The organism is Bdellovibrionales bacterium, assembly GCA_018266295.1.
Classification (GTDB): domain Bacteria; phylum Bdellovibrionota; class Bdellovibrionia; order Bdellovibrionales; family Bdellovibrionaceae; genus JACMRP01.
The window spans coordinates 224,729-241,269 of record JAFEAQ010000008.1; the positions used below are offsets into that span (position 1 = coordinate 224,729).

General features: G+C 46.4%; 14 protein-coding genes. 7 read left to right on the forward strand and 7 right to left on the reverse strand.

The genetic code is table 11. The features are described 5' to 3' along the window. Positions 1-275: 275 nt before the first annotated feature. The 3 genes from JSU04_07115 (at position 276) to JSU04_07125 (ending at position 5,029) form a co-directional block, all read left to right on the forward strand. Positions 276-1,889: a S8 family serine peptidase gene (locus tag JSU04_07115; protein ID MBS1970060.1), complete on the forward strand. Its 1,614-nt coding sequence runs from the start codon at positions 276-278 to the stop codon at positions 1,887-1,889. Between the two features lie 150 nt (positions 1,890-2,039). Further along, a complete protein-coding gene (locus JSU04_07120; GenBank protein MBS1970061.1) occupies positions 2,040-3,920 on the forward strand; it encodes a hypothetical protein in 1,881 nt (626 codons plus the stop codon). A 2-nt stretch (positions 3,921-3,922) separates the two neighbouring features. Next, positions 3,923-5,029, forward strand: a complete 1,107-nt coding sequence (locus tag JSU04_07125) for a cyclic nucleotide-binding domain-containing protein (protein ID MBS1970062.1) — start codon at positions 3,923-3,925, stop codon at positions 5,027-5,029. 108 nt (positions 5,030-5,137) lie between these two features. Here JSU04_07125 and JSU04_07130 read toward each other — a convergent pair whose 3' ends face one another. Then, the gene (locus JSU04_07130) at positions 5,138-5,701 is read right to left on the reverse strand and encodes a hypothetical protein (GenBank protein MBS1970063.1); all 564 of its coding nucleotides are present in this window, start codon (positions 5,699-5,701) and stop codon (positions 5,138-5,140) included. A 294-nt stretch (positions 5,702-5,995) separates the two neighbouring features. On the opposite strand from JSU04_07130, the gene JSU04_07135 reads away from it, so the two are divergent. The 3 genes from JSU04_07135 to JSU04_07145 are packed head-to-tail and all read left to right on the forward strand — an operon-like array spanning position 5,996 to position 9,851. Further along, on the forward strand, positions 5,996-6,682 hold the full coding sequence (locus JSU04_07135) for a response regulator transcription factor (GenBank protein MBS1970064.1): 687 nt from the start codon (positions 5,996-5,998) through the stop codon (positions 6,680-6,682). Beyond that, on the forward strand, positions 6,672-8,033 hold the full coding sequence (locus tag JSU04_07140) for a HAMP domain-containing histidine kinase (protein MBS1970065.1): 1,362 nt from the start codon (positions 6,672-6,674) through the stop codon (positions 8,031-8,033). Before JSU04_07135 ends, JSU04_07140 begins: the two co-directional genes overlap by 11 nt. Further along, the gene (locus JSU04_07145; protein MBS1970066.1) at positions 8,034-9,851 is read left to right on the forward strand and encodes a hypothetical protein; all 1,818 of its coding nucleotides are present in this window, start codon (positions 8,034-8,036) and stop codon (positions 9,849-9,851) included. A 1-nt stretch (position 9,852) separates the two neighbouring features. Here the strand turns inward: JSU04_07145 and JSU04_07150 are convergent, their stop codons facing one another. The 3 genes from JSU04_07150 to JSU04_07160 all read right to left on the reverse strand — a co-directional run bounded on the left by JSU04_07150 (position 9,853) and on the right by JSU04_07160 (position 12,831). Then, positions 9,853-10,368 (reverse strand): DUF2231 domain-containing protein, encoded by a 516-nt coding sequence (locus JSU04_07150; GenBank protein MBS1970067.1) that lies wholly within the window; start codon positions 10,366-10,368, stop codon positions 9,853-9,855. A 101-nt stretch (positions 10,369-10,469) separates the two neighbouring features. After that, positions 10,470-11,636 (reverse strand): hypothetical protein, encoded by a 1,167-nt coding sequence (locus JSU04_07155; protein ID MBS1970068.1) that lies wholly within the window; start codon positions 11,634-11,636, stop codon positions 10,470-10,472. 115 nt (positions 11,637-11,751) lie between these two features. Beyond that, positions 11,752-12,831, reverse strand: a complete 1,080-nt coding sequence (locus JSU04_07160; GenBank protein MBS1970069.1) for a hypothetical protein — start codon at positions 12,829-12,831, stop codon at positions 11,752-11,754. A 103-nt stretch (positions 12,832-12,934) separates the two neighbouring features. Between JSU04_07160 and JSU04_07165 the strand changes: the two genes are divergently transcribed. Next, on the forward strand, positions 12,935-13,744 hold the full coding sequence (locus tag JSU04_07165; GenBank protein ID MBS1970070.1) for a TIGR02147 family protein: 810 nt from the start codon (positions 12,935-12,937) through the stop codon (positions 13,742-13,744). On the opposite strand, the gene JSU04_07170 is transcribed toward JSU04_07165, so the two are convergent. Genes JSU04_07170 through JSU04_07180 form a run of 3 tightly spaced genes read right to left on the reverse strand, consistent with a single transcriptional unit; the run spans position 13,745 to position 16,508 of the window. After that, positions 13,745-14,623 (reverse strand): DMT family transporter, encoded by an 879-nt coding sequence (locus tag JSU04_07170; GenBank protein ID MBS1970071.1) that lies wholly within the window; start codon positions 14,621-14,623, stop codon positions 13,745-13,747. Then, positions 14,620-15,528 (reverse strand): rRNA pseudouridine synthase, encoded by a 909-nt coding sequence (locus JSU04_07175; protein MBS1970072.1) that lies wholly within the window; start codon positions 15,526-15,528, stop codon positions 14,620-14,622. The genes JSU04_07170 and JSU04_07175 overlap by 4 nt, the downstream gene beginning before the upstream one ends. After that, the gene (locus JSU04_07180) at positions 15,483-16,508 is read right to left on the reverse strand and encodes a hypothetical protein (protein MBS1970073.1); all 1,026 of its coding nucleotides are present in this window, start codon (positions 16,506-16,508) and stop codon (positions 15,483-15,485) included. Before JSU04_07180 ends, JSU04_07175 begins: the two co-directional genes overlap by 46 nt. Positions 16,509-16,541: the final 33 nt, after the last annotated feature.

Sequence of the window (16,541 nt, forward strand, 5' to 3'; positions counted from 1 at the left end):
TTTAAAAGTCGGACTTAAAGTTCGGATTTGGAGTAAAGCAATGTGGAGGCCACCGGATAAACAGGGCGAAGTCGAACGTATTTCAGCTGGGAGCAAATTTTCGAAATTTTGTCTAAGTTTTTGGAATATGGAATCCTAGAACTAGGAAAACTGACATGCCTTTTTGAACTTTGACAGGTCACTAAAAATTTGACGCCCCAATCAAAACCACAGGTGGACAACGGTGGTTTGGGTTTTGCTTTAGTAATTCTTCAGAATCGGGGGATTCCATGGTTATGGCAGTCAGACACCTTTTGGGGCTTTTCTTCTTAGTTGCTTTTTTAGTGAGTTGCGCAAAGAACAATGCGTCTCAGTCTGAGAAAGTGAACATCGACCTAGAACAACTGGCTGCCACTAACCAGGATTTTGCCGCCGCCAATTCTAATAAAGATATCAGTTCCGAAGATGTGGTTTTGCCTTCGGGCACCCAGCTCGTTGCGGTTGTCAGTAAAGATTGCCGCGATATCAAGAAGCAAAACGGAGCCGATACATCAGAAGATATCTCTGAAATCGTTGCAGATCCTCGCCAAGATTTGAGCCAGCTGAAAAAGCAGGCCTACTCCGTTATTCTAGACAGTGAAATTAAGTTGAGCGAGCTCAAAGAAAAAGCGGGTAGTGATGACTGCCTCATGGAGATCTCTAACGAAGGCGTTGTTCACACGACGGCGGCCTCAAATGATCCGGGATTTTCTTCTCAGAAACATATGGCAAATATCGAAGCGGCTGCGGGCTTTGATACCTTCTTGGCAGATGGCGCTTTAACTAAGGAAGTGGTTATCGCCGTGATCGATACCGGTGTTGATTTAAATCACGAAGATTTGAAAGCGAACCTTTGGGACGATGGCGCAGGGAATGCGGGCTATGACTTTGTTAATAAAGATAAAACACCGATGGATGATAACGGTCACGGCACCCATGTGTCGGGACTAGCAGCCGCCGTCACCAATAACAGTGTTGGTACGGCGGGTGTCTCTGCAAAGAACACCAAAATCATGGCTCTGAAAGTTTTAGACTCGAAGGGAAGCGGTAGCGATACGGACATTATCAATGCCATCCGCTTTGCGATTCAGAACAAGGCTGATGTCATTAATATGAGCTTCGGTGGTTCCGGCAAGTCTCCAGCAACTTTGACGGCTCTGAAAGAAGCGGCGGCTGCAGGCATCGTTCTTATCATGGCAGCAGGTAATGAAACGACTCAGTTGAGCGCCACGAACTTCTTCTCTCCGGCGAGCTACGCAAAAGATGTTGCCGGTGCGATTGCTATCGCGTCTTTGGATACAGCGACGAATAAAATCAGCTCTTTCTCGAACTACAGCACGACTTATGTGGAACTCGCTTCGCCTGGCTCTACGGGCATTTTGTCGACGATGCTGAACAATAAGTACGGTGAGTTGCAAGGCACTTCGATGGCTTCACCGATTGCGGCAGGTGCTGCGGCTTTGACTGTGAACTGGTTAAAGAGCCACAACTACGCTGTTGATCCAGCTGTTGTGAAGTCCATCATGCTGAACGGTTCTAGCACGAATGCTAATCTCACAAACTTAGTGACGGGTGGCCACGCCTTGAACCTTCGTACTTTGGCTTCGTACTTGAAGACCAACTATATGACAGGCACAGCTCCAACACCGACTCCGACGCCAACGGCAACTCCTACGCCAATCCCTACGCCGACTCCAACTCCAAAGCCAACGGCGACACCGACTCCAACACCAGTGATGACGCCAACACCGACTCCGACGCCGGTCATGACTCCAACACCGACACCGACTCCAAAACCGAGCCCAACAGTGTCGCCGACACCACGAGCTCCTTCTTGGTGGTGGAGACACTTCAGAGCACGTCACTCATAAGCTAGCACATCGTCCAGATCATCGCTGGGCGATGTTTACTTTAAGGTTTTTTAGACCAGTCCAGTACAGATTTACCCAAGTGCGCCGATATGACTCATAGTGAGCTGATCGAAAAGGTTTTCGATCGTGAGTTAATTATGGAGGACGTCCTTGTCGGCGCGACAGAAAAATAGAAAAACCATTCTGCTACTGGCGATTGCAAGCTTCTGGTTTGCATACGTTGGCATTGTGTCAGCAGAATACTATTTTAATATCACGTCGCGCGTGGACCGAGTCATTCAAGATCGCAAGAAGGACGTAGACTTCGTCCTCGAGTTCTCTGGCAATCTCATTATCAAAGACAATATCGACTCTCTGTCAGAACGTCTGAAGCAGGCCCGCGAGTTCCGCATGGTGGACTTCTATATTCTGCAGAAGAAAGACAAAGTCGTTACGTTCTATAATAAACAAAACAATCCGGATGAGCTGAATCAGGAATACTCAAGCTTCAATCAGTTTGTTGAAAATTCTGACGTTACTTATAAAACGATCCAAATCTACGACTATCGATTAACAGTCGGTGTGAACACGTCTAAGAAATCGCTTTCTCGCGTAGTTTTCGGCGAGCAGAAGTACCTGGTCCTTCATAATCTCGCGATCGTCAGCCTTTTTGCCGGGGTTCTTTTCTTCTTTATCTATAGAGACGCCGTCAGTTTCACGAAGTTGCGTGGTCTCAAAAAGGTCGAACCGGATGCGCCACTCAAATCTGTTACCAACGTTGTTCCGATCACGGCAAAAGAAAGCCACAAGAGCCCTCTGGCTTCGGCTCTTTTGCATGAAGTGAAAAACAAGACCTTTGCGCCTTCGACTTTCGAAGTGACCGTGGTTCGCGTTGATCTGAATACCGAGACACAACACTCACTTGTGTCGAGTGATCAATTGACAGCGATTCTTAGTAAGTATCAGACCGGTGCTCAAGAAATCGTTGCTCGTTACGGTGGTTTGACTTGTCCAAGCACGGGTAGCGAGATGGTTTTCCACTTTAAAGGAACACGTAAAGCAGTAGAGCCCATGGCGGTTGCCTGCGTTCGTTCGCTCTTTGAACTGGCAGAAGAGATGGAAAGAACTCTGCCGACATCTGCTGGCAAGATGTTTAGACTGAAGGCAGCTCTTCATAGTGGGAACGCACACTTTACAAAACTTGAAAGTGGCTTCAACTTAAGCGGTCTGCCGTATTCAGAATCTGCTAAGATCCTGACTCAAGTCGAAAATGGTTTTACATACTCAGTATTGGGTCTTGCGGATTCATGCAAAGAGTATGTTTCTAACGTCTGCAAAATCAGTTCACTGAAACCTGGCTTCAGTACGGTTGAAAGCTTTACGACACAAGAGAGCTTCTTACAAAACGACAAAGCTGAGTACTGCACTTATTTCCGCAGCGATGTGAACTTGATGGCGTTGATGAAGTACATGGAAAAACTCGTTGAAACTCAAAGCGATGAGCTGTTTTTCCGTGTTTTTGGCGATTTAAAGCATGTAAAGAATCACATTATTTCGACGGACCTCGAGCGTTCTTTCACGAACTTCCTGGAATTCACTTATAGAAGATCTCACATTAAGCCGGTAGATCCTAAGATCCTGTCGGCAGTGGTGTCTTTGACTCAGAACTTAATCCCGCAAAGCAGTGTTTCTGAAAAGCTCACTGAAATTCTGAAACTTTATTTGCAGTTCTCAGATGCTCGTGTTCAGGCGAACGCCGTATTGGTTCTGGGCGAAGCTCCGTCAAATGTTCGCTTCCTGAAAAAGTTTATTCACTCTGATCATAATCGTCTGTCTGCGGATGCGTTGCTTGTCACGGGCAAACAAGTCGTGGATAAAGAACTCGTCGGCCGCGTGCAAAGCTTGTTGCGCTCTTCTGACAAGGTTCACCAGGCCAGCGGCCGCTATGTGGCTTTGAAACTGGTAGAGCATTATAAGCAACACGATATGTTGTACTACAACACCAATCCTCATTTGAAGAAACTTGAAGAACTTCTAGGAAAGGCTGCCTAGCGATGAAAATCGAAAAAGAAGTTGTTCATTTTGATTCACAGTTCGCAGGTCTTCCTGATCTGACGGATTTGCAGAAGTTGTATCTGCAGATTCTTCAGGGTGGAAAATCTATCGAGGGCGTGGTTCATCACTTCTTGCAACAGGGCTGGCTTGTGAACTTTGTCGAGTTCGCAGATCTGATGGAGAAGCTTGTAACCGCTAAGGCGGTTCGCAATACAACTTTCTACGCGTATTTCGATCGCATGAAGCCGGTTTCTGAGAAATCTTTGTGGAACAAGATCATGAATCTTGATACTCCTGAGAGTACGATCGGTTCATTGCGTTCTTATAAGGAACTTCCGTTCTTCCGCTCATTAGAGCCGCAATTGACAGATTTCTTGTTGTCAAAAGCGACCATTCACCACGTGCCGCCGAAATCTTTGATTTGCCGTCAAGGTGAAACGACACGTGACCTCTTCGTGATTCTTAAGGGGACTGCGGGTGTCTACAAACCACATCAAAATGGTGGAAAGTACCTCGTTGCTTCTTTGGCGGATCATTCTGTGTTTGGTGAAGGCGCCTTCTTGCTCGGCCAACCTCGCTCTGCCGATGTGATCTCGATGACGGATTGCCGTATCTTGCGCATTCCTTGCCTGCCTGAGATCTTCGATCGCTTCTTAAAGAAGGACAAAGCTCAAGGTCTGCAGTTCCGTTTCTGGGTCCAGCATGCTCTTTTGAACTCTCCGCTCTTTAAAGAAGTGCCTTCGGATTGCTTCGATGCTTTAAGCCATTCGGGTAAGTTTGTTCGCTGCTCTGATGGTCAGGTTCTCTTTAATGAAGGGGACAAGGGCCAAAGCGCTTACGTTGTCGTTCAAGGTTCGCTCGTTATCAATCAAGGTGGAAAAAATATCAATGTGATGAACCAAGGCGCCTTTCTCGGTGAGATTGCATTGCTTGCAAATCAAGGTGTTCGTTCTGCATCAGTTCTTGCGCAACGTGAGACTTTGCTTGTGGAAATCAACCAGTCCGAATTCTATCGCTTGCTCGCACAAAATATCTTCCTGGGAAAATATCTACAGGAATTGGCGCACAGTCGTCTTGTTCGTGACGGCCAGCGCGACGCCGCTTAGTCTCCTTTTCTAAAAATAAAAGACCCCTCTTTCATGTTATGAACTTCGTGTGACCATTATGGAAGTAGACAGAAAGCCTTTTGGAGACCACGAAAGAGGGGCAGAAAATTATTTCTTAGCCGGAGTGGCTGTTGGACTTGCTGCCGGCGTCGCGCTCGATGACGGTTTTGGCGTTGGTGAGTGTTTCGCAGCCGGAGTTGGAGTAGGAGTAGGGGCTACAGTTGCTTTTGGTGTTGCAGTCGGAGCTGGCGTTGTCGCAGGTGTCGTTGTAGCAACCATTGTCTTTGCAACGGTTGCTTCGCCGCCGCTACAATTGAATTTTGCCTCTTCGAGGTGGCCTCGGATTATTGTCTGCACTTTTTCACAGTGAGTATTTGCAATTTTTGACGAAGCAACGGGATCTTTAGTGCTGTAATGCGAATACCAGAGTTTGCAGCCTTTAGGCTCCACGGCTTCAATGTAAAGTGTGCGTTTTTCCTGTCCGCGTTCGCAGACAATTTCATTTTGTTTCGACTCGGTCTTAGCTGAGGGTTGGGCAACGACTGGGATTGTTACTTCCTTCGTTGTTTGGACGATTGTCGCCGGCATCGTCGCCTCTTGCTTTTTTTGGCCGCTAGAGCAAGCAGCAATAGCCAAGAGACCGCCTATGAGAAATAAAAACTTTGATTGCATTCTTCCACCTTTCCGAGGATTGAATATCTATTTGTTGAGCCCGATGACTTAAGGCTTCACAAAATTAAAATTAAAGAATTTTTTTAAAACCGGATTTAGAATGACGTAGACACAAATGAACTGCAACTCGACCGATGAAGAGGTGTTTTTAAATCAAGTTCGAAAAATATTTGTAATATCGGAATCTTAAGTCTTATAAAGATAGAAAATCTTTAAAGATAAATTTTAATTTAGGGATTCTCGCCGGAGGAATGTTGGTTCTTTCCAGCATCTTTCTTAAAATAGAAGGTGCCTATGATAAAAGAAACGAATTCAAGTGCACGCATACTTGTCGTTGAAGATGAAGTAAAACTTCTGCAACGACTTTCTGAAACTCTGCAAGAGCAAGGCTATTGGATTTTGCCTTGTGAATCCTATCAGCACCTAGAAGAGCTGGTTTTGCTAAATGATCAAAGATTCGATGTTATTATCTTGGATCGCCTGCTTCACAGTAAAGACTCGGCGGGTTTTATCACGGCGATTAAGCAGCGCCAGCCTGAATGTAAGATACTAGTACTTTCGGCAATTAGCACTTCTGCTGAAAAGGCAGCGATTCTCAACATGGGGGCGGATGACTATATGTCGAAGCCTTTTGATAGTGATGAGCTGGCGGCGAGGGTTCGTGTTCTGCAGCGCCGCAGCCGCCCAGAAGTTCGTTTTGGCAACCTGGTACTGAATATTGAAGATAGGACGCTCATTGCTGATGACCAAGTCGTGCCTCTGCAGAATAAAGAGTTTGCACTTTTACGCACCCTCATTCAGTCGCCTGGAAAAGTCTTTAATAAGAATGACCTCTATGAACAAGTCTGGGGTATCAGTACAGATGTCGAAAGCAATGTAATTGAAGCGACTGTTAATAAACTGCGCCGGCGACTTAAAGAGGTTGATGCCGGCATCACGATTAAAAACATGAGAAACATCGGTTACTGGATTGAGGAATAGATTTTTTATTATTATTTTAACGACGCTTGTCTTTGCCGCGGTTGGAATCAATCTCGTGCATGTTTATTTTTTTCAAAGTCAGCGTCTGAAATTGATCGATAAGCAGATCGGCGAGAGTTCCGAAAGTCTAATAAGTTCGCCTGAGTTTATCGTGGCCACCAGTCATCTTGACACGATTGAAGACGTTATTTCAAAAGTTCTAGAGGGAACCCGTATTGGGAAGGTTTTTATACTGAGGGATTCCCATGCGAAAATTCTGTATCAGAGCTTCAATGTTGGTTTGCTGAAAACGGAACTGCCCATTCATCCAGAATGGGTCGCCGTGAAGACGGAAGAAGAATATGTCCGAGTTCGGAATATCGAATTACCGGGGCCAAGACATCTTACGCTTCAGGTGGGTCTTGTATTGGATAAGAATTTTCTTAATTGGGAAATTCTTGATTCTCACGTCATTAACTACATCACAGGCATTGTTGTCGCTCTGTTTTTTGCTTCAGTTCTTCTGACGTTGGTTTTGTTGTCGCCATTGCGGCTTCTCATCCGGCATTTAAGTGAGATCACTTCGAATCTGGGAAATTTGCGAGATCTTAAACCTCTACCGCGAAAAGTTCTGAAATTTGGTAGCGTCTTTTGGGCCAGCGCCGACGAGTTTTCGAGCCTCGTAAGTACGACGCAGAAACTCATTGATAGAATTAATTTGAATCACAAGCTAACCCGCTCATGGACATTGCAAATGGCTCATGAGCTCAAGACCCCGCTGGCGATTCTCCGGGCTGAAGTTGAGTCCAAGAAGAAAATGGGACTTTTGCCCGAGCCTTACGCGCAAGAGACTTTTAAAGAAATTCATCACATGTCTGAAATCATCACGCAGTTCTTGGACTGGGCCGATCTTGAAAATTCTGAAGTACAAAAAAATCTTCACGCCCTCAGAGTAAAGGCCCTGGTCAAGTCGTTGGTCGCAAGACTGGATAAAATTGCACCCGAAAGAATTCATATTCACGCCCTCTCCGATTTTTCAGTTTTTGCTAATCCAATCCACTTAGACTTGATGGTAATGAACATTCTGACAAATGCTTTAAAGTTCTCTTCTTCAAATACCTCTGTGGATATCATCATCGAAGATCACGTATTAGTGATTCGTGATCGGGGAATTGGTATTTCAAAAGAGGTTATAGAGCGGCTAGGACAACCTTTCAACGTCGGCATTCACGAAGAAGAGGGACTGACAGGCAACGGCCTTGGTTTAGCCTGGGTTACGACGGTCGCGAAAATATATGAGTGGAAACTTGTTATTCAGAGCAGCTTTGATGGAACAGAGGTTAGAGTGGATTTTCCAAGAGAAGAGGCTTAGATGAAAAAAAGTGCAGTCATTTTTCTTTTAGTCTTAATTATACAAATTTTGGCGAGTTGTGAGTCTGCGGTTAAAAAAGAAGAGCCAGAGACCATCACCAGCTTTTCATCGGATATTTTTCACACCGCAGCAGAGGCTCCTCAATGTAAATCGATGCTCGACTATTACTGCAATTATCTATATTCGCCAGTGGCTGGTGGGAATTTAGAAATTAAGAGATCAATGGCTACGACAAGGATTCTGCAGGGCGAGACACCAAATCAGTTCAGTCAGGTTTTTTACAGTTATTCAAAAGCCAAACTTCAAAATAGAGATTTGTTGCCTAAAGATTTTCAAAGAGTTCTAAATCGTCATTCTTATTTCCCTAAGCTTGAGGGCTTTCTACAAAGAAAACCAATACCTAAAATGAACCTTTCTGAGCGCTTGATTATAGAACAACAAGATTTTGAGCTCGGCTCTATTTGGTCCGCTGCTTTTAACGAAACAGTAATTCTAAGAATGAGCAAAAAATTTCCGGGATTTCATACGCTTCCAGAAAAACTCATTCCACTGGAAATTTCTCTAGAGCAAAGCCGGGTCCGCCGTTTGCTGATTACCGAGATCTCCAAAGCAATTTGGAGCGGCAACGATAACTGGCGCCAAGTGGAAATGACCTTTGATAAGTTGAAGCTCAGCTATCTAAAGTTGATTCAACGATTGGATGCGCCAGACAGTTTGAAGGCCAATTGGGCTCAAAGAATCAAAGATGTTCAGTTAGCTCTTCCGGGCTCATTGCCGGCCATTTCCAACGAAGAATGTTCAACAGTTAAAGCAAATGCCTATTATTATACCTATTTAAATGTGATTACGGTCTGCGCGGGAGATTTTAACAGTGAAGATATCTTACAGACTTTAGCGCATGAGATGGGGCACTCATTGGATATCGATCGTACAGCTTATCTATTTGAAACCAACTCAGAGATGGGAAAACAAGTCCGCGATCTCAGGGCTCAAGTCTGCAAAGCAGAAAAATTTTCCTGTGAAAAATGGAATGAATTTCAAGGAAAGTTCAGCGATTCTTTGAGCTCGCTTGATGGGTTTCAGCCGGATTTACCCGAGTTTCAAAGATGCCTTAAGCGCCGACCGACGAGCAAGGCTCTCACAGGCGAAGACATCAAGCGCTTTTCCAGCAGTATGGCGAGTGACCGCGTGTCGCAGCTGGCGACGAGCGATCGTTTCCTCCGTATCACGAAAGAAAGAATCCCCATGCCGGATGGAAGCACGCAGAAAAATCCAAATTACTTGAATCCATGCAGCTATTATCTCTGGAGCCAAGGTGAAGAGCCGGTGAATGACGAGCTCACCACGCTGATGTTCTTTACAGCGGCCTACAGATGTTCCGCCGAGGCCCCCGCGCAGAAAATGCGCTCTTCGATCGAGGTCGCAAAAAACATGACGAGACAGATTATCGAAAAGACACTGGCGATCGAGGGTGAGTTCTCGGGCTTAAATGAACTTGAAAGCGGTGGCTATTCATCACCTCCGGGAGAGCGCTTTGCCGATGTTATCGGCAGCTACGCAATGGCGGATTTCTTGACTCAGCTGCCTTTTCAGTGGGATCGCAGAAATAAGTTTTTAGCGGGAGCTTCTTGGCTCTGTTCGGAACCTTCATTGGCGAGCCATTATCCGGATGAAAGCTCAGCCGAGAAAGAGTTTGCCTTCAGCGCGCACACAGAAGGGGATCAGCGCCGAAAAGAGCTGTTCTCGCAACCTATCCGCGAAGTCATAGGCTGCGAGAAAGACTTTCAGTTTAACGAGTGCAAGTTGCCAGTGAAATAGCCTAATGGAACATTGTCGGTTCGCGGTGCTCGCGTTCGTAGCGTTCTTGGATGCTGGCCTGCTCGGAGTTCATATCGACGCCGACTTTGTCTTTCTGAACCATTTGCCATCCATAGAAGCCGGCGCCAACTGTTAACAAGCAACCGATCGCGCACAAAGCGATCGGTGCGCCCAGACTTGTGGTGCCAGTCTCCCAAGTGCCTTCAAGCAAGAAGGCATTCACGATATAAAGAGCCAGGGTGGTAAGGTTCAGCGACATATGAATCAAGCCGCGGGTTTTTGCCGCTGTTTGATTTGGAATGCCCAGAGCCCAGTCGATAAAGCCGGGAATGGCCGCACACAACGCCGTGACGATAGCGGCATAGTTCGCAAAGTAGCCCATTTTGAACCAGAAGATATCGGGGCTCGCGGTTTTAAAGATGACAAAACTTACGAGAGTCAAAACGTAAAATGTAATTGGAAATCCCACCAGCATGGGATGAATAGGATGGTTGGCGATTTTTGCCTTGCTATACATAACTCCTCCTTATTGATGGAATTATCTATAGCAAATCCATTTGAAACAGAGCCGATCTCAGTGTTGTAAAATCGTCTACGAAAATGTGAATTTTCTGCGAATTAATTCTTAGCGCCGACAGCGAGACTCGAAGATCCTGTGTTAGCGACCTTACTCCAGTTAGTTTTACCGCCAATCTGCACTGGAGTGCTGCGATTTTGTAGAGAGCTATTGCCAATTGCTCCGTAGCCGCCAAAGCCCCAAGCCCAGAGTGTGCCGTCTTTTTTGATCGCAAGGGCATGCGTCGCTCCGGCAGCGACGCGGGCAAAACCGGTGCTTCCCACAAGAACCGGAGACGACTTGTTGGCGATGGTGCCGTCGCCAAGCTCGCCCTCGCCGTTGTAACCCATGCCATAGGCAGTGCCATCCGTTTGAATCGCGATCGTGTAGTCTGCTCCACAAGAGACATCTTGCCATGTTGTCAGCGTGCCGACTTGAGTAGGTGAGCTCTTAGAGGAGACATTGCCTAACCCCAATTGCCCAAAAGTATTTCCGCCCCAGGCCCAGAGAGTCCCGTCATCTTTTACGGCCATGGTGTGCGATCCACCCGCTGATATTTTTTCCCAACTAGTAAGAGCACCAATTTGAACGGGGCTGCTTCGTCGCGAGGTTGTTGACACAAGACCCAACTGGCCATCTGAGTTTTCGCCCCAGCCCCAAAGCGAGCCATCAGTCTTAATGCCAAAGGAGTGAAAATCACCTGCGGCGGCTCTGCTCCAAGCCGACGCCCCTACCTGAATGGGCGCTGATTTTGAGGCGATTGTAGAATCGCCCAGTTGGCCGCGGTTATTGTACCCCCAAGCCCATAGGGTTCCATCTTTGCGAATGGTGAGAGAATGCGAGAGGCCTCCTGCGACATCATTCCATGTGAGATTGCTGCCCACTTGGATCGGTGACGACCTAGATGTAGTCGTCGAATCGCCGAGCTGGCCGTTATCGTTCAGGCCCCAGCTCCAAAGCGAGCCATCTAGTTTTGTTGCGAGAAAAAAGTTTCTGCCGCCGCCAATGGCACCCCAGCCGATAGAACCGATCTGTCCGGGGCTGCTTTTATCAGTACCTGCCGTACTATTAGCAAGTTCACCGTTGGTATTCCCACCCCAAGTCCAAATTTCAGAGGGCGAGGATTTCCAAAAACTAAAGGGAATAAGCTGTGCGAGGGATTTGCGAGAGTAAAGAAAGCTGAAAGACAAAAAGCCCAGTAGAAATTGGCGCCGAGATTGTTCATTCATTCTCACTCCTTTGCATACTGTCCGCAGTTAGTATGCAAAGGAGGAGAACAAATCACTATTGAATAGAATTCAATTAGCCTGATCGACTTTTACAAAATGTAAAAGTATGGAGAATCTATTGCTGGACGATTGGAATTGTTAAATCCCAGAGACGATTCAAGTGAAAGCGAAGATCATCATAAATATACTTTTGCATGTCTTTGAACTCGCGATCGAAATCTACAAAAGTATTGATCTTTCCGATCTTTACATTTCCTTCGATAAGAATGTTCCGGCTGACATCGAAGTCTGAACTTGCCAGAACCTCTTGTGCAAGATCGCGGTCAGAAAGAACGTCTGTGTTGCCAAACCACTTTTGCACCCAATTTTCGAAATATAATTTTTGTGGATGAAATTTGCTTTTTGCACAGACTTGAGTCGTGATGGCCCGCTGCTTTATTAAGTAACTGTTTTGTTTTTTATAAAGCGCCTTCGTTGAAATCGAGAAAGGTCTATCTGTGAAACGCTGTTCAATAATGACAAGAGCATTTTCGATTTTTTCGGAGTTAAAACAAAGAAAGTCCCAGCCAAGATCATATTTGGGTCTGTTGTTGTAGTCCGCAACACCATCGCCAAGATTCATACTCTGGCGAGTCATATAATCCAGAACATTCCATGCTTGCTCGGACGAGGAGTTCGCAAATAACGGCGTAAGCATGTTTTGCAGAGCGGTCGCTTTTTCTTCGTCAAAGCCTTTTAAATGAGAATATTCATGGGCTACGAGGGCGAGTATTTGTGCGCGGGCGTTGTCAACCGTGAGCTTCTCGCTGAGGTTCTTTAAGCTGATGCAAATCGTATTAGGAACAGGTGAGTGAATACTGCCATCGCGGCTGTTCCCGAATGAGTCATGACAATCGCTTTTATTACCGTAGATCTGAGTTTGGTAAATGAGTTGGTAGATATTATCATCACCAGAAAAAAGCTCGGGCCATGGAAAATTCTCGACAGTCTGTTCTTTCAGAGCGAGAGCCATATATACTTCCAGACGTGCTTGCGAAAGTATTTGAGCGACTTCTGCTTGAGTAATAGCTCTGCCGGGAGAAGTTCCGCCGCCGCCGCCACCACTCATGCCGCCGTCATTTAGATCCGCTGCTGATGTCGTTGTGGCCATTACGGAAAATAGCAGACACATCAAAAGGAATTGCATTGATCTCATAAAATGCCCCCTGAGTAAGAATTAAACTTGCGATTGCGCTTTTGCAACTACTCAATTAGCATTTTCAAAAATGTGAATATCTACTTATACAAAAAGTAAAATTATGAAATCAAACTTGTTCGAATATGCAAGCTACAAGAAGTTTCTTAACGACCTGATTCGTACTTATCCCTCTGGAGGCAGAGGACAACGTAAGATGCTCGCTGAGTTCATCGGTTGCCAGGTCGCCTATGTGACTCACGTTCTTTCTGGCGACAGAGATTTTAATCTGGAACAGGCTGAATCAGCATCAAGGTACTTTTCTCTTTCGCGTGCCGAAACAGAATATTTTCTTTTCCTGGTGCAGGAGAATCGCGCTGCAACTACGGAGCTACGCCGTTTCTTCGAACGTCAGCTCAAAGAGATTCGTGAACGTAACAGTCGATTGAAAGAAAAGTTGAATACGAAAGAGCTGGTTCCAAACGAAGCGAAACTTGTCTACTACAGCAGCTGGTTGTATTCAGCGGTACACATGTCGCTGACGATTCCCGGGCTGCGCACGGTGCCGGCTCTGTCAGAAAAGTTCCAAATAACTTCTTCAAAGATTCTCGAAATTCTAGATTTTCTCTGCAAGTACGGCTTGGCCTACAAAGAGAATAATTTTTATAAAACGAAATCTGTCTTGTTACATCTAGAGAAAGAATCTCCACTCATCGCTCGCCATCATTCGAACTGGCGTTTGCGTGCGCTGAATTCGCTGGATGACGCGCAAGAGACTAACTTTCATTACTCTTCGGTATTGACGATTTCAAAGAAAGACGTCGCACGTGTGCGTGAACATATGATGAAGGCGGTTGTTGAGATCGCTGAAATCATGAAGCCCTCAAAAGAAGAGGAACTCGTAGGACTCTGCATGGATGTCTTTCATATCTAATTATTTTCCAGAGCGCAAAATACTTAGAATTAGACAGGCCAACACGATCAGTGCGCCGGTGACTTGCAGAGCGCTCATACTTTCATTCAGTAAGAGACCTGCGGCGATCGCTGCCGTGACAGGCTCAAGCATAGTAATCAGTGCCGCTTGAGAACTTTTTAATTTTTGTAAGCCCGCCAAAATCAAAGTCATCGGAAAGATCGTCGAGATGATGGCAATCCCTAGAACGTATTCCCACTGCGAAGGTGTCAACACGACCCACATACGCAGATCGGGTTGATGAAAAACAGCAAGTGCCATAGCTGCGAAGGTAATTACATACAGGCTTGAGGAAATCGGTTTTACATTCCTCTGATAGCGCGCGGAAAAAAGAATATAAGCAGCATAAGTCATGGCAGAACCCAGGCCCGCAATGAGCGCGCCCATATTGCTTACGTGAAACTGACCCCACAGCAGACAGGTGACGCCAACGAAAGCGCCAAAGAGCAAAAGCCATTGGGTTTTATTCATCCGCTCGCGCAAGAAAAAATGCCCGAGCAAACTGACCCAAAACGGATAGGTATAAAGTAACAAAGCCGCAAGCCCGACGCTCATCCCGGCAACCGCGGTAAAGTAAAGGGTCGCAAACACAGCATAACCAAAGATACCGAGTGCCGCTGAGATTAAAACTTGTGAGCGAGGAAGAAAGATTTTATCGCGCTGAAAGATAAAGAGGACGATCCAAAGAACAACAGCCGCGATGATGAAGCGATAGGTGAGAAGTTCGCCAACACTGAGGCCGCTAGCGAAGGCCCATTTACCAAAAATCCCTAGAAAGCCAAAACCGAGGCTTCCTAGGGTGATTTCAATAATTCCAGTCAGAGATGTGCGATTCACTATCTCTTATTGAAAGATGTTTTTTCTTTTCCGCCAAATGATTTCTTAGCAGGACCGTTCTTTTTAGCAAAAGGCTTTTTGCCGCCTTTTTTCTTATCAGCCGCTGCACGTTGAGCAACCGCACGGCCTTTGTAGGTCTTCTTCACTTTCAACTCGTCTGGAGAATCCGGCAAGAACACGCGCTCAACCGCAGCGTCGTTCAAGTACACGAGTTCACCGCGCTCAACATTGCCGATGCGCAAGCGGCCGATGGCCACACGTTGAAGTTTCATAACGTCGAAGCCGATTTTCTCAAACATCTGACGGATCTGACGGTTCTTACCTTCAGTGATGACCATTTTGTACCAGTCATACTTGTCGGAACCTTCTTGGCGTTTGATTTTTTCGATGTGCTTTGCCGCCACTTTACCGCCGATGATCGTGACACCACGGAGAAGCTTTTGCAGATCTTCTTTCGTTGGCTGACCGTCAACCTTCACCAAGTAGGTCTTAGTGACTTCCGCTTTTGGATGAGTGACTTTGTTAGCGAATTCGCCATCGTTCGTGAGGAGCAACATGCCCTCAGAGTCCCAGTCCAAACGACCGACCGGGAACACGCGGCCCGGAACGCCTTCAAGGTACTCAGCGATGGTTGGACGATCGAGAGGATCTTCCATCGTCGTCAAAACGCCACGTGGCTTGTTGAAGAGGATGTAAACGTGTTGCATTGGTTTTTTCAGAGGCTTGCCGTTGACCATGATGTTGTCATGGGCTGGGTCCACTTTAATACCCAACTCGTACACGCGCTTACCATTGACGGTCACTTGACCCTCTTCGATCATGCGGTCGGCATGGCGACGGCTTGCAAGGCCGCTGTCTGCGATTAGTTTGTTAAGTCGTAATTTGTTCTCGGAGTTATTTTCAGACATTCTTCCGCCTCATTCATCGCAGAACCCAATTTCAGGGATGGGTCCAATTTGCGAGTAGTTTCACTAGTATGACGCAGATCTCTTACCAGAAGAGAGAGCAACTTGTCACCTGTGAACACGTTTTCGAGGGCGGTTTCCGCCTGAGTAAGAATCATCGAGCTCCAGTTCAGAGCTTCACGATCTCCTTGCTGAATCAGAGCCAGAGTTCTTTCGAGCTGGCTGATAAGATCTTGATAATAAGGATCTGTACGGCGATCGACGAAGAACTGCTCAACACGCTTGATAGGGTAAAGCAGGCGAGTCTGCTCTTTCAGAGATTCCCCTTTGAATTCAAGGAGTTTCTGATAGACGTAGCCGCGCAAGAGGCAGCCATAGACTTTGTCGTTCTTTACACGGAACTCAGAAATGATGTAAGGAGCGACCTCGATCTTCTGTTTATGGTCGGGGCTCAACTCCAAGTTCGGTGTGTAATAAAGTGCGAGATCCTTACGAAGCGGCTCAAGATGGCCGTCGCGGATGGTGAATTTTTTATCATACATGCGCACGCTGAGGCTCTTGTCCTCATGGAGAATGATGGCGATCATGCGCTTATTCTGATCGTTGATCAGGCGGATTTTGTCGGCCTCCGCATACTGACGTTTCAAATAAATCATCAGTACATCTTCGAGATCGTTCGGGCGTTCAATCTCCAACAGCTGCATCGTTTGTGGGAAACGGATGAGGCTCAGATCGAAATTCTGTTGGTAGAAAGTGTTGAAGTTTTCAAGAAGATACTGGACCTCGTTCCCAAGCTGATTCTTGTTGGCTGCCCAGTGTGGGTAGTCCATGCAGTAAATGAAGAAGGATTCGATGAGTTCCGGTGTCAGAGCGTCTTCGGGATTCGGAAAGCCACGCAAATAGTTATAGAACGACAGCTTCGCAGGAGTATTCTGCGGGTTCAAACCGGCTACAAATCTGATGAGCTGCCCAACTTTTAGCATGGTCCCTTTTTATGAAGAATTGATTTTAGTGTC

What these genes read in the sequence shown, in the direction of transcription:
- JSU04_07115 (MBS1970060.1), top strand. Translation starts at nt 276, where the DNA reads ATGGCAGTCAGACACCTTTTGGGGCTTTTCTTCTTAGTTGCTTTTTTA.
- JSU04_07125 (MBS1970062.1), top strand. Translation starts at nt 3,923, where the DNA reads ATGAAAATCGAAAAAGAAGTTGTTCATTTTGATTCACAGTTCGCAGGT.
- JSU04_07130 (MBS1970063.1), bottom strand. Translation starts at nt 5,701, where the DNA reads ATGCAATCAAAGTTTTTATTTCTCATAGGCGGTCTCTTGGCTATTGCT.
- JSU04_07135 (MBS1970064.1), top strand. Translation starts at nt 5,996, where the DNA reads ATGATAAAAGAAACGAATTCAAGTGCACGCATACTTGTCGTTGAAGAT.
- JSU04_07145 (MBS1970066.1), top strand. Translation starts at nt 8,034, where the DNA reads ATGAAAAAAAGTGCAGTCATTTTTCTTTTAGTCTTAATTATACAAATT.
- JSU04_07150 (MBS1970067.1), bottom strand. Translation starts at nt 10,368, where the DNA reads ATGTATAGCAAGGCAAAAATCGCCAACCATCCTATTCATCCCATGCTG.
- JSU04_07155 (MBS1970068.1), bottom strand. Translation starts at nt 11,636, where the DNA reads ATGAATGAACAATCTCGGCGCCAATTTCTACTGGGCTTTTTGTCTTTC.
- JSU04_07160 (MBS1970069.1), bottom strand. Translation starts at nt 12,831, where the DNA reads ATGAGATCAATGCAATTCCTTTTGATGTGTCTGCTATTTTCCGTAATG.
- JSU04_07165 (MBS1970070.1), top strand. Translation starts at nt 12,935, where the DNA reads ATGAAATCAAACTTGTTCGAATATGCAAGCTACAAGAAGTTTCTTAAC.
- JSU04_07175 (MBS1970072.1), bottom strand. Translation starts at nt 15,528, where the DNA reads ATGTCTGAAAATAACTCCGAGAACAAATTACGACTTAACAAACTAATC.
- JSU04_07180 (MBS1970073.1), bottom strand. Translation starts at nt 16,508, where the DNA reads ATGCTAAAAGTTGGGCAGCTCATCAGATTTGTAGCCGGTTTGAACCCG.